Genomic DNA, 12,791 nt, shown 5'->3' with positions numbered 1-12,791 from the left:
GCGGCCGCCGCCTTCGCCGCCTTCCCTCGCCTGCAACGCATCGCCTGCACCCTGCGCGTCCAGGACAGCGTCGCCGACCAGGCCCTGTCCGCCGTCATGCTGACCCGCGACGGCGACGGCGTGGTCGAGACCCGGGCCGAGGCCATCCACATGGCCGGAGTCATCGACCGCGTCGGCGGCGGCGACGCCTTCGCCTCCGGCGTCCTGTTCGGCCTTTGGAGCGGATGGACCGACCCACAGGCCCTCGATTTCGGCCTCGCCGCCGCCGGCCTCAAACACTCCGTCCCCGGCGACTTCAACCTCTTCTCCGCAGAGGATGTCCACGCCGCCATGCAGCACGAAGGTTTCGATATCCGACGGTAAAGCTGGAAATTATCTCCAGGGTTTCTCCAGCTATTGTCCAGCTAGGGCGCGGCTTCTCCATGCCTTCAAAACGGGGCAAGGTCGTTGACGGGCCTGTTACCGGCCCATTCCCGTCGGGGCTAGGAAACCGGTGTCAATCATGCTTCAGTCGTCGCTCGAAACGGTCGCCAAGAGCCGGTCGAGAGGTCACCCAGGAGTTCCCATGCCCGCACCGTCCATGAACCGTCGCGCCCTGCTGGCCGCCGGCGCCGCCGCCACCTTCGTCGCCGCCTCGGCCCCCGCCCTGCCGGCCGGCGCCCAGGCCTCGCCCGACCGCGCCGCCGTTCTGGACGCCATGAAACGCGCCGCCCGGTTCATGGTCGAGGAGGCCGCTGTGCAGGGCGGTTACGTCTGGCAGTACCTGCCCGACTTCTCGCGCCGCTGGGGCGAACTGGAGGCCGGCCCAACGATGATCTGGGTCCAGCCGCCGGGTACGGCCACCATGGGCCACCTCTACCTGGACGCCTATCACGCCACCGGCGACACCTTCTACTACGAGGCCGCCAAGTCCGCCGCCGACGCCCTGATCCGGGGCCAGCACCCGACCGGCGGCTGGAACTATGTCATCGACACCGCCGGCGAGGAGTCGCTGAAACAGTGGTACGCCACGGTCGCGGCGAACGCCTGGCGGCTGGAGGAATTCCACCACTACTATGGCAACGCCACCTTCGACGACGCCGGCACAGCCGAGGCGTCGCAGCTGCTGCTACGGGTCTATCTGGAGAAGAAGGACCGCAAATATCTGGCCCCGCTGAACAAGGCGATCCGCTTCGTTCTGGACAGCCAGTACGCCAACGGCGGCTGGCCCCAGCGCTATCCCTTCGTCGAGAACGGCGGCCTGCACGGGCATGCCGACTACACCCCCTACATCACCTTCAACGACGATGTGGCGGGCGAGAACCTGGAGTTCCTGATCTACGCCTATCACGGCCTGGCGCGGAACGGTCGGGGCGACGCCCGGGTGCTGGACGCCATCCACCGCGGCATGGACATCTTCGTGAAGACCCAGCAGCCGCAGCCGCAACCCGCCTGGGGCCTGCAACACTTCCCCGACACGCTGAAACCGGCCGGCGCCCGCACTATCGAGCCCCAGGCCTTCGTCACCCATGCGACGGGGACGAACATCAAGTCGATGTTGGGCTTCTACCGCCTGACCGGCGACCGTAAATATCTGGCCCGTCTGCCCGAGGCCATGGACTGGCTGGATCAGGTGGCGACCAAGCCGCCGCTGAACACGCCGGGCCGCACGCATCCGACCTTTGTTCTGGAAGGCGCCAACACCCCGATCTACATCCACCGGCGCGGCTCCAACATCGCCAACGGCCAGTATTACGCCGACGACAATCCGACCAATCTGATCGTCCATTACGGCTCGTTCCGCAACGTCGACACCCCGGCCCTGCGCGCCGAATATGCACGCCTGTCGGCCCTGTCCGTCGAGGAGGCGACCCAAGGCTCGCCGCTGAAGGCACGCCCCGGTTCTCTAAGCCTGCCGAGATATTTCACGCTGCAGGACGTGGATGTCTGGGACATGTCCAGCGATGCGCGACGCCTGAGCCGTCCGCACGCCAACCGCGCCGCCGAGGTGATGGCTGAACTGAACGCGCGCGGCTACTGGTCCACGCCCCTGACCACGACCTCCAATCCTTACAGGGGGCCGTCGCCCACGGCGGTGACCGGCGGCGAATATCAGATGACCCGCGTCGGCGACCTGTGGGACACCTCGCCCTATCAGACCGACTTCCCGGTCGAGGGGGTCTCGACCGCCGTCTTCATCCGCAATATGGGCGACCTGATCGAGGCCTTGGGCGTGTAGAGCCTAGAGATAGGCCCCCACCTGCCAGGGCACGAACTCGTTGTCGCCGATGCCCAAGGCCTCGGACTTGGACCGTTCGCCCGAGGCGACGTCGAGCATCTTCTGGAAGATGACGGCGCCGACCTCGGCCAGGCTGGTCCCGGTCAGGACGGGCGAGGCGTCGACGTCCATATCCTCGTCCATCCAGTTGGCCAGTTTCGCGTTGGAGGCCACCTTGATCGACGGCGCGGGCTTGGCCCCGAATACCGAGCCCCGGCCCGTGGTGAAGACGATCAGATTGGCGCCCGAAGCGATCTGCCCCGTGGCCGAGCAGGGGTCATATCCAGGGCTGTCCATGAAGCTGAGTCCCTTCACCCTCAGCGGTTCAGCATAGCCGATCACATCGTTCAGCGGAGTGGAGCCCGCCTTGGCCACCGCGCCCAGCGACTTCTCCAATATGGTGGTCAGCCCGCCCTTCAGATTGCCTGGCGAAGGGTTGTTATTCAACTCCATCTGGTGCCGCTCGGCATAGTCGCGCCACCAGGCCAGACGCGCGTTCAGCTTGTCCGCCACGGCCTGCGACGCCGCGCGACGCAACAGCAGGTGTTCGGCGCCCCAGATCTCGGGGGTTTCCGACAACATGGCCGAGCCGCCGTGCGCGACCAGCAGGTCCACCGCCGCGCCCAAGGCCGGATTAGCCGTAACGCCGGACCAGCCGTCCGATCCACCGCACTGCAGGCCGACGGTCAGATGGGAGGCTGAGACGGGCTGGCGTTCGACCTTGGCGGCCTCGGCGACCAGATCACGGACGACCGCGATGCCGGCCTCGATGGCGCGAGCGGTGCCGCCCGCCTCCTGTATGGTCAGGGCGCGCAGGTCAGGGCCGGCCTCCAGACCTTCGTTGGCCAGCCAGGCGGGAATCTGATTGGCCTCGCAGCCCAGGCCCACGATCAGGATGGAGTGGAAGTTCGGATGTCTGGCGTACCCTGCCAGGGTTCGCTGCAGCAGGGTCACGTCGCTGCTAAGTGACGAGCCGCCGCAGCCGCCCTGGTGTGTGAAGGCGACGACGCCGTCCACGCCCTGGGGAAGACTGGAATCCGGGAAGGCGTCGGCGATGCGGCGCGCGACCGTGGCCGAACAGTTCACGCTGGTCAGGACGCCCACATAGTTTCGCGTGCCGATCCGACCGTCGGCCCTGACAATGCCGTTGAAGGTCGCGCCGGACAGAGGCGCGGGCGGGCGCTGGTCGACCCCGACCTCGAACTCGCGCCCATCTTCGGCCATGGCCAGATTGTGGACGTGGACATGATCTCCGGCCGCAATATCGGCCTTGGCGCGGCCGATGACCTGGCCATAGCGGCGGACCAGACCGCCTGCCTCCACCGCATGCCGCGCGATCTTGTGGCCGGTGGCGATGTCGACGCGCGCGGGCGCGCCAAGACCCTCGGGCGTATCACCGGCAGCGATATCGTCCACGACGATGGCGACGTCGTCGGCGGGGTTCAGGACGAGGGCGCGGGGCATGATCTACTCCGCCGCCCGACGCGCGGCTTCGACCGCGCCGTTGCGGCGGAGCGACCGATAGGCGTCGGTGACCGCCACCGCGAACCGGCTGTCGCCCGCCAAACGGGGCGGAAAGACGGCGGACAGGCCCAGCAGAGCCAGGACGCGGCTCGGGTCGTCATCAACGCCCGCCAGCTGCTGAGCGGTCTTGGCCGCCAGCGGATCATCAACGAGAACGACTTCGCCGCTTTCGGTCACGCCGGATTGCCACCTCATCCAGGCGGCGACGCCAAGGGCCAAAGCCTTGATCCCCTGCCCGGCCGCGAGACGTTCGGCGGCGGCCGCCAGCAGGCGCTGGGGCAGCTTCTGCGAGCCGTCCATGGCGATCTGGCGAGTGCGGTGCATCAGGGCGGCGTTCGAGAACCGGCCCATCAGCGCCTGGCGATAGGCGGGAATGTCCAGGCCAGGCGGCGGGTTCAGCGTGGTCTGGGCCTCGTCCCACAGGGCCTCGACATAGGCGCGGAAGGCGGGGACGGCGACGGCCTCATGAACATGCTCATGGCCGGACAGGGCGCCGAGATAGGCGATGGCCGAATGGGCGCCGTTCAGCAGGCGCAGCTTGGCGTCTTCCCACGGCTCGACCGCGTGGGTCAGTTGCACGCCGAGCGAGAGGAAATCCGGCCGTTCGCCCGCGAACCAGTCCTCGATCACCCACTGGCTGAAGGGCTCGGCCTTGACCATGCCCCGGTCCTCGACGCCGAGCCGGGCGGCCAGGCCGGCGATGTCGTCGGGCGTGGTCGCCGGGACGATCCGGTCGACCATGGTTTGGGGGAACGCGCCCTCCGTCTCGATCCACCTGGCCAGGGCAGGGTCGATCCGACGCGCCATGGCAAGGACCCCGGCGCGTATGCGCCGGCCGTTGTGCGGAAGATTGTCGCAGCTGATGACCGTGAACGGCTTCAGGCCGCGCGCCTTCCTCGCCCGCAGCGCCGCAACGACGAAGCCGGGCGCGGTGCGGGGCGCTGCGATGTCGGCCAGATCGGCCGCGACATCCGGATCGTCCGCAAGCAGATGGCCGGTCGCCGGGTCGAGGCGATAGCCCTTTTCGGTCACGGTCAGAGTGACGATATGGACCTCCGGGTGGGCCATGGCCGCCACCAAAGCGACGGGGTCTTCCGGGCCGACCAGGACGCCGCAACCGGCGCCGACGACCCGCAGATGCTCGTCAGAGCCGTCGCGGACGACCAGGGTGTAGAGACCGTCCTGCGGATTCAGTTGATCACGGACCCCGGGCGACCGCAGCGAGGCGCCCAGGACGCCCCAGCGCAGGTCGCCGCTCGCCAGCGCATCGTCGAAAACCACCGCCTGGTGAGCGCGGTGGAAGGCGCCGATGCCCAGGTGAACCACGCCGGTCTTCACCCGGGCGCGGTCATAGCCAGAAACCACGACATCGGCGGGCAGGGCTTTCAGCGCCGCATTGGAAAGACGGTTCACAGCTTGTAAGCCGTCTTGACCAGACCATAGGTCAGGGCGTGGGCCAGGTCGTGGGCCTCATCCTCCTCCATCCGGTGTTCGACCACCAGCCTGGCCAGGAAGCCGCAATCCATGCGCCGGGCCACGTCGTGACGGGCCGGGATCGACAGGAAGGCGCGGGTGTCGTCGTTGAAGCCGACGGTGTTATAGAAGCCGGCCGTCTCGGTGACCTGTTCGCGGAAGCGACGCATGCCCTCCGGGCTGTCGTGGAACCACCAGCTGGGCCCCAGCTTCAGCGCCGGATAGTGTCCCGCCAGCGGCGCCAGTTCACGGCTGTAACTGGTCTCGTCCAGAGTGAAGAGGATCAGCGACAGACGGTTGTCCGATCCGAACCGGTCCAGCAGGGGCTTCAGGGCGCGCACATAATCCGTCTGGGTCGGGATATCGCAACCCTTGTCGCGGCCAAAACGGTTGAACACGGTGGCGGAATGATTGCGGAAACTGCCGGGGTGAAGTTGCATCACCAGGCCGTCTTCCACTGACATGGCGGCCATTTCGGTCAGCATCTGGCCACGGAAAAGTTCGGCGTCGTCCGGCGTCGCCGGGGCGGTCGAGACGCGACGGAACAGGGCCTCGGCCTCGGCCTTGGACAGGTCGGCGGTGAAGGCGGTCGGGTGGCCGTGGTCGGTCGAGGTGGCGCCCATCTCGACAAAGATGGCGCGGCGATCCCGTAGCGCCTGCAGATAACCGTCCCACGACAGCGCATCCCGTCCGGTCTGTTCAGCCAAAACCCTCAGATTATCTCGGAACCCCTCATAATCCGGATCCAATACCGGGTCGGGGCGATAGGCCGTCAGCACCCGCCCTTTCCAGCCTGACGCCTTGATGGTCTTGTGGTGATCCAGAGTGTCGAGCGGGCTCTCGGTCGTGGTCAGGACCTCGATATTATAGCGCTCGAACAGGGCGCGGGGCCGGAAGGCGTCGGTCTTCAGCGCGGCGTCGATGACGTCGTAATAGTGGTCCGCCGTCTCGGCCGACAGCCGCACGTCTATCCCGAAAGCCTCGGCATAGACCCAGTCATGCCAGATCCGCGACGGCGTGCCCCGGAACAGATGATAGTTCTCGGCGAACCGTCGCCAGATCCTGCGCGTATCGGTCTCGACCGGGCCGCCGTCGGCGCGGGGCACGCCCAGGTCCTCCATCGCCATCCCCTGCGAATGCAGCATGCGGAAAACATAGTGGTCCGGCGTGATGAGCAGTTCGGCCGGATTGGCGAAGGCCTGGTTCAGGGCGAACCAGCTAGGGTCGGTATGGCCGTGCGGACTGATGATCGGCAGGCCCTTGATCTCAGCGTAGAGGCGACGCGCCACGGCGCGGGTGTCGGTGTCCGCCGGTAACAGGCGGTCCGGGTGAAGACGAAGGGGCTGGGGCATGACGATTGTTCCTTCGCAGTCGAGCCGTTCCGAACCCTATGCCACCGGTTACCGTGCTGAGCGAGCTTGACGGTGGATGTCTCGTCAACCGCGAGGCAGAACGAAGGCTGCGGGCGACCGCGCCTGGCGATCGAAGGCGGCGGCGCGAACGGCGCCCCGGAAAGGGCTGACCCGGTTGTAGCGACATCCGACCGAACAGCGGCCCTGGCCTTGAGGCGTAAAAGCCAGGGGAGCCCGATCCTGCAGAACCCCGTCGACGAAACTGCTGTAGACGGTCCCGTCGAAGGTCTGGGCGACATGAAACCAACGCCCGACCGGGAACCGCTTGGCCTCCGTGATCAGGGTGTGGTTATAGCCTGGCCCCTTGGCGAATGCGTCCAGCCACCACTCGCCATCGCGGGTTCGGATCTCGAACAGGATACGGGTGTCCGTCGGCTTTCCATCAGGCCCGATCTCCTGAAGATGGAACCACCGCTGCTCGAACGCGCCCCCCTCGGGCCGGAATAGGGCTTCGAAGGTAAACGCGGTCGCGCCTGCAAGCGGATGGGCGTCGAGGAACAACGCGTCATCCTGGCCGTCGAAGAGGACTCCGTTTCCCCAAGGCGTTTCCACCAGACCCGGCGCGCCCTCGACATGCACAGCAAGCCCGTCGATCTGGCGCAGATTATCGAAGGTCCAGACCCTGGCGCGGTCTCGCAAGACGGCGGCGCCCCCCATGGTCGCGCATCCTCCAGCCAGGAGGCCCAGACCGGCGGCGGCCTCACGTCTCGTGATCATTCCGTCGCCCCCAGGCAGAGGAAGGAGGGCGCCGCGTGAACGGCGCCCTCGCCATCAGAACCGGTAGCGCGCGCCCACATAGAGCTGACGACCGGTGTGGTGATAGACATAGGTGCTGTCGCGCGACCCGCCGAGATCGCCGTGGTTCTGGCGGTTCTCCTCGTCCGTCAGATTCAGCCCCTCCACGGACAGGCTCAGATTGTCAGTGAGATTATAGGAGGCCGAGGCGTCGATGGTCGTGGTTTCCGACTTGCCCTGGAAGGGGATCAGGCCGGTGGCGCCGTTGGAGCCGGGGACGTTCTGGTAGTAGGCGTCGCGATAGGCGGCCGATATCCGGGCGTTCAGCTTGCCGTCGTCGTAATAGAGGGTCGCGTTCCAGGCCTCAGGCGACAGATTCACCAGATCCTCGGTGACGATGACGGCGCAGCTGGGCGTGGTGCAGTAGTCGATCTCGGATTCGACATGGGTATAGTTCAGCAGGGCGCCCAGATTCGAGAACGGCCCCGGCAGGAAGCTGAAAGTCTGCTGATAGCTGATCTCGAAGCCCTTCAGCGGCCCACCCTCGGTATTTGTCGGCGTGCTGAAGACATAGGTCGAGGTTGCCGGCCGCGCCGCCGTCGCCGGGAAGGCGACGGGGTTCAATGCCGTCAGATCGCCATAGGTCAGGGTCTGCTGCGCCGTCTGCACGAAGGTCGAGATGTCCTTGTAGAAATAGGCGAAGGACAGCAGGGCCTCGGGCGCGAAATAATATTCGACGGACAGATCGTAGGTCTTGGCGCGGTAGGGCTCAAGTTCGACATTGCCCAGCGAAGCCGTATTGCTGGCGGCGCCCACGGCGCTCAGCGTGAAGACCGGGACCAACTGGGTCACGGGCGGCCGCGACATCACCTTGGCCGCGCCGAACCGAACGATCAGATCGTCCATCGGTTCGATGGCCAGGTTCAGCGACGGCAGGGTGTCTTCGTATTCGTTGACGCCCGTTACCGGGGTCGCCACGCCGCCGACGTTCGAATAGCCCAGGGCCTCGACCTCGGTCTTGACCTGACGAACGCCCACGTTGCCGCGGAACGGCAGGCCCATGATCTCCGTATCCCAGTCCGCCTGCACAAAAGCGCCGGTGTCCTTTTCCGTCACGTCGCGCCAGTTGCCGTAGGTCGAGGTATTGCCGTTCAGGCCGATCAGCCGGAAGTCGCCGCCCGCGACCCCGGTGTTGCAGTTGCACTGGTAATCCCAGGCGTCCTGGAGCGCGCCCAAATCCGGGCGAATCCAGGAGGTGGCTGAACCGGCGGGCAGATCCAGATTGTTGCCGAAGCCTTCCAGCAGATCGGTCACATCCGCCATCGACACGCCCGCCGGCAGAGCTGGCGCGCCGTTGGCCAGACGCGCGAAGGCGCGGCTGCTCGACTCATATTCCTTGCGGCTGACGCCAGCCTTCAGCGTCAGGCTGTCGTTCAGCTCGAACTCCAGACTGGCCTCGCCGGTCGTATAGACATTTTCCTGGAAGTTGGAGCTGGAGCGCAGCTCCGAACGGGGCTGGGCGCCCGTGGGGCCGACCACCGACCACTGAGTCGGATCGGTGACGTCGAAGCCCCAATTGATGGCGGGCAGATCGCGATTTCCCCGGAAGTCGTAGGAATAGCCGTCGACGTTCTGGCGATCGATGATGGCGCTGACTTGCACGGGGTTGCCGAAGCTCGACTCGGCGCGACCGACCAGGCCATTGAATCGCAGGCGATCCGAAAACTCGTGCTCGACCGCAAAAGTCATTTGCTTGAACTCGGTCTCCAGCACGTCAAACCGCTGCTCGCTGCGGATATCCATGTCGTCGAGCTGGGCGTAGATCATCTCGCCGGTATCGGGATCAATCTCGAAATCGACGATATCGACCTGCGGCTTACCGCCCTGATCCGCGCCCCGGCTGAGCGACCAGGCCTGGAGGAAGTTCTCGCTGCGGGTCGAATCGAGCTTCGAGTACAGCATATCCATCGTGAACAGGGTCGGACCGTTGCCTGGGCGCGCCTGCAACGACAGCGTCGCGCCCAGACGTTCCTGGCTGTGCTCCAGGCTGCCGTAACGCGGGATACGCGGGTGATAGGTCGTCGCGGCGCTGGGCAGCACGCTGCCGTTCTGGAAACCGCCGTCGGCGCTCGCGGGCCCCCAGCGAACCGAGCTGAAGCCCTCCTCCAGGCTGTCTCGCTCGCTGTAAGCGATGGAGAACAGAGCGCCCAGCTGGTCGTCGGCCCAAGTATTGGAGACCAGGGCGGCGAAGCGCGGGCTCCAGTCCTCGGACAGATCATTATAGCCGTACTGGCCCGAGATCGCGCCCTGGAAGCCCATCTTGTCAAACGGACGGCTGGTCCTCAGGTCCACCGTCGCGCCCAAGGACCCCTCTTCGATCTCTGCCGAGGAGGTCTTTCGCACGGTGATGTTGTTGAACAGCTCAGAGGCAAAGACGTTGAAGTCAAAGCCCCGGCCCCGGTTTACGCCGCCAGAGGAGTCGGTTGCGCCGGTGGAGGCCTGAGCCTCGATGCCATTGATGCGGGTGCGTGTGAACTCCGAGCTCAATCCTCGAACGGTCAGCGTGCGGCCTTCGCCGGCGTCGCGATCAATAGAGACGCCGGGAATCCGCTGGATCGACTCCGCCAGGTTGGTGTCGGGGAAGTCGGCGATGTCTTCAGCGGAAATCGCATCGACGACACCAGCCTCGCGCCGCTTGATGTTCAGAGCGTTCTGAAGGCTGGCCCGGAAGCCGGTGACGACGATCTCGCCCACTTCAGCGGCGTCATCAGTCGCCGCCTGCCCCGTCCCGGCGGTCTGCGCGGCAGCGTCATGCGCCATGAGCGCCAGAGTCAGAGCGCCCAGCGATGCGGTGGTCGTCAGTGCGCGACGCACGAATTTGTGGCGTTGGTTCATTTTCAAATCTCCTCCCAGGTCTGGCGTTCAGGGATCATATCGTCCCCGTTTCACCGCCCGCTGCTGGCGGGCGACACCGGTGTCAGTTCTGGTTTGCCAGATTAGTGCTACCGGTGTCATAAGAGTTGTACGCACAGTTGCCGCCCCGTGGCAAGAACAAGGCGAACACGTCGTACGGGATATCTTCAGCGGGCAAGCCGAAGCAGAGCCAGATGACGACCGGCGCGACAGACAGCCGGCGAGGACAGGAGACGAAATGATCCAGGCGCACAACGTCGAGACCATGACCCCATCGCCCCTCGTGACCCGCCGCGCGGCGCTGGCGGCGGGGCTGGCCACGGGGCTGGCGGCCGCCGCCCTTCCCGGCTCCGGCTTTAGCGCGGCAAGGACAGGCGATCCCCGCGTCCAGACGAAGGCCGGGCCGGTCGTCGGGGTTCGTGAGCAGGCGATCAGCGTCTTCAAGGGCCTGAGATACGGCGCGCCGACCAAACGGTTTCAACCGCCCGAGCCGCCGACGCCGTGGCGCGACGCCGTCCCGGCCACCACATTCGGCGCCGCCAGCCCCCAGCGCGGCAGCGAACCGAACCAGAGCGAGGATTGTCTGTTCCTGAACGTCTGGACCCCGGCGACGGACGCCGGGCGACGACCGGTCATGGTCTATATCCACGGCGGCGCCTATGCGACCGGTTCAGGCAGTCACCCCCTCTACGACGGATCACGCCTGGCCGAGCGCGAGGACGTGGTGGTGGTGACGCTGAACCATCGGCTGAACGTCTTCGGCTACGCCTATCTGGCGCGGCTGGCGTCGGGGTTCGAGGATTCGGGCAATGTCGGCCAACTGGATTTGCTCCTGGCCCTCCGCTGGGTGCAGGACAATATCACGGCCTTCGGCGGCGATCCGGACCGGGTGATGCTGTTCGGTCAGTCCGGGGGCGGGGCCAAAATCGCCACTCTGATGGCCACCCCCGCCGCCCAGGGCCTGTTCCACCGCGCCGCGACCATGAGCGGTCAGCAGGTCACGGCCTCCGGCCCCATCAACGCCACGACGCGCGCTACAGTCTGGTTGAAGGCCTTGGGCCTGACACCGGACCGCGCGGCGGAAGCCGCGACCCTGCCGGTCGAACGACTGCTGGAAGCCCAGACCGCCGAAGACCCGATTCTGGGCTTCGGCGGTCTTTATTTCGGGCCGGTGCTCGATTTCCGCACCCTGCCCCGCCATCCCTTCTATCCCGACGCCGCGCCTCTGGGGCGGTCGATCCCCATGATCATCGGCAATACCCGCGAAGAGACTCTTGGCTTCATGGGCGACGATCCCAGGAACATCGGACTGACCTGGGACAGCCTGGCGGAGCGGCTGACGCCGGGCGTCATGCGGATCGACATCACGCCCGAGGCGGTGATCGCCGGCTATCGCGCCATGCACCCCGATTGGTCGCCAGACCAGGTGCTGATCGCCGCGACGACGGCCGGCCGCTCGTGGCGAGGCGCAGTGATCGAGGCGGAAGAACGGGCTCGCGCGGGCGCCCCCGCCTGGGTCTACCAGCTGGACTATCCGGGCACGATGCCGTCAGGCCGCAAGGGCGCCTTCCATACGGCCGACATCCCTCTGGTGTTCGACAATGTGACCCTGTCCGAGTCGCGCGTGAACGGTCCCGGCGCCCAGACCGTGTCGGACGCGATGCGCAAGGCCTTCGTCGCCCTGGCGCGAGGCGGCGATCCGAACCATTCCGGCCTGCCGCGCTGGGATCGATACGTTTTGCCCCGCCGCCAGACGATGCTGTTCGACGTCACCTCGCAGATGGCCGACGACCCGCGCGGCGACGAGCGCCAGTTCTTCTCGGCCATCCCCTACATCCAGCCCGGAACCTGAGCATCGCCCCCTAGGGTTCGAGCTCGATGTCCCAGTAGAGGTAATCAAGCCAGCTCTGGTGAAGGTAGTGAGGCGGGAAACGGCGGCCGGCTTCCTGAAGTTGCCAGGCGTTGGGGCGATAGGGCTCGCGACGGATCGGCATCATGGCTTGCCTGGGGGTGCGCCCCCCCTTGGCTAGGTTGCAAGGGCCGCAGGCCGCGACGATGTTCTCCCACGTCGTGCGACCGCCGTGCGATCGCGGTATGACATGGTCGAAGGTCAGCTCGGTCGACTCCCCGCAATACTGACAGGCGAAACCGTCGCGCAGGAAGACGTTGAAGCGGGTGAAGGCGGGGCTGCGATCCTGATCGACATAGTTCTTCAGCGCGATGACGCTGGGCAGTTGCATCTCCATAGACGGAGAGCGGACCACCTTGTCGTACAGCGACACCACGTCCACCCGGTCCTGATAGACCGCCTTGACCGCCTCTTCCCACGGCCAGAGCGACAGCGGGTAATAGGACAGGGGCCGGAAGTCCGCGTTCAGGACGAGGGCGGGAAAGCCCGACGGCGCGCGATGAACGACCTGCATCAGGCCCTCCCGTTCGCGGCGGGGGTTATTGAGGCGATAGGATTGAAGACGCGT

Annotated in this window: 9 protein-coding genes; 3 read left to right on the top strand and 6 right to left on the bottom strand. The window is 66.3% G+C overall.

Annotation, left to right across the window (positions count from 1 at the left end):
• Together PKE72_RS10225 and PKE72_RS10220 are read left to right on the top strand one after the other, a co-directional pair.
• A partial coding sequence (locus PKE72_RS10225; protein ID WP_271165271.1) for a PfkB family carbohydrate kinase occupies positions 1–363 on the top strand: 363 nt, incomplete at its 5' end.
• 202 nt (positions 364–565) lie between these two features.
• Positions 566–2,218 carry a pectate lyase gene (locus PKE72_RS10220; RefSeq protein WP_271165270.1) on the top strand — a complete coding sequence of 551 codons (1,653 nt, stop codon included), beginning with the start codon at positions 566–568 and terminating at the stop codon, positions 2,216–2,218.
• 3 nt (positions 2,219–2,221) lie between these two features.
• Here the strand turns inward: PKE72_RS10220 and PKE72_RS10215 are convergent, their stop codons facing one another.
• The 5 genes from PKE72_RS10215 to PKE72_RS10195 all read right to left on the bottom strand — a co-directional run bounded on the left by PKE72_RS10215 (position 2,222) and on the right by PKE72_RS10195 (position 10,296).
• Positions 2,222–3,721, bottom strand: coding sequence for a UxaA family hydrolase (locus PKE72_RS10215; protein WP_271165269.1), 1,500 nt, complete (start codon positions 3,719–3,721; stop codon positions 2,222–2,224).
• Between the two features lie 3 nt (positions 3,722–3,724).
• Positions 3,725–5,194 (bottom strand): mannitol dehydrogenase family protein, encoded by a 1,470-nt coding sequence (locus PKE72_RS10210; RefSeq protein ID WP_271165268.1) that lies wholly within the window; start codon positions 5,192–5,194, stop codon positions 3,725–3,727.
• Complete coding sequence (gene uxaC, locus PKE72_RS10205) at positions 5,191–6,606, bottom strand: glucuronate isomerase (RefSeq protein WP_271165267.1); 1,416 nt, start codon at positions 6,604–6,606, stop codon at positions 5,191–5,193. Before uxaC ends, PKE72_RS10210 begins: the two co-directional genes overlap by 4 nt.
• Positions 6,607–6,690: 84 nt before the next feature.
• Positions 6,691–7,383: a LamG-like jellyroll fold domain-containing protein gene (locus PKE72_RS10200; RefSeq protein ID WP_271165266.1), complete on the bottom strand. Its 693-nt coding sequence runs from the start codon at positions 7,381–7,383 to the stop codon at positions 6,691–6,693.
• 54 nt (positions 7,384–7,437) lie between these two features.
• Positions 7,438–10,296 (bottom strand): TonB-dependent receptor, encoded by a 2,859-nt coding sequence (locus PKE72_RS10195; protein WP_271165265.1) that lies wholly within the window; start codon positions 10,294–10,296, stop codon positions 7,438–7,440.
• 256 nt (positions 10,297–10,552) lie between these two features.
• Here PKE72_RS10195 and PKE72_RS10190 point away from each other — a divergent pair, with 256 nt between their 5' ends.
• Positions 10,553–12,166, top strand: coding sequence for a carboxylesterase/lipase family protein (locus tag PKE72_RS10190; RefSeq protein WP_271165264.1), 1,614 nt, complete (start codon positions 10,553–10,555; stop codon positions 12,164–12,166).
• A 10-nt stretch (positions 12,167–12,176) separates the two neighbouring features.
• On the opposite strand, the gene PKE72_RS10185 is transcribed toward PKE72_RS10190, so the two are convergent.
• The gene (locus PKE72_RS10185) at positions 12,177–12,737 is read right to left on the bottom strand and encodes an HNH endonuclease (RefSeq protein WP_271165263.1); all 561 of its coding nucleotides are present in this window, start codon (positions 12,735–12,737) and stop codon (positions 12,177–12,179) included.
• Between the last annotated feature and the right edge of the window lie 54 nt (positions 12,738–12,791).

This window comes from Brevundimonas intermedia (assembly GCF_027922165.1).
GTDB classification, from domain to species: Bacteria; Pseudomonadota; Alphaproteobacteria; order Caulobacterales; family Caulobacteraceae; genus Brevundimonas; species Brevundimonas intermedia.
This window is presented reverse-complemented; position numbering and strand designations above follow the sequence as displayed.

Coding starts and splice junctions, on each gene's coding strand:
- PKE72_RS10215 (WP_271165269.1), bottom strand. CDS start 3,721: ATGCCCCGCGCCCTCGTCCTGAACCCCGCCGACGACGTCGCCATCGTC.
- PKE72_RS10190 (WP_271165264.1), top strand. CDS start 10,553: ATGATCCAGGCGCACAACGTCGAGACCATGACCCCATCGCCCCTCGTG.
- PKE72_RS10200 (WP_271165266.1), bottom strand. CDS start 7,383: ATGATCACGAGACGTGAGGCCGCCGCCGGTCTGGGCCTCCTGGCTGGA.
- uxaC (WP_271165267.1), bottom strand. CDS start 6,606: ATGCCCCAGCCCCTTCGTCTTCACCCGGACCGCCTGTTACCGGCGGAC.
- PKE72_RS10195 (WP_271165265.1), bottom strand. CDS start 10,296: ATGAACCAACGCCACAAATTCGTGCGTCGCGCACTGACGACCACCGCA.
- PKE72_RS10185 (WP_271165263.1), bottom strand. CDS start 12,737: ATGCAGGTCGTTCATCGCGCGCCGTCGGGCTTTCCCGCCCTCGTCCTG.
- PKE72_RS10220 (WP_271165270.1), top strand. CDS start 566: ATGCCCGCACCGTCCATGAACCGTCGCGCCCTGCTGGCCGCCGGCGCC.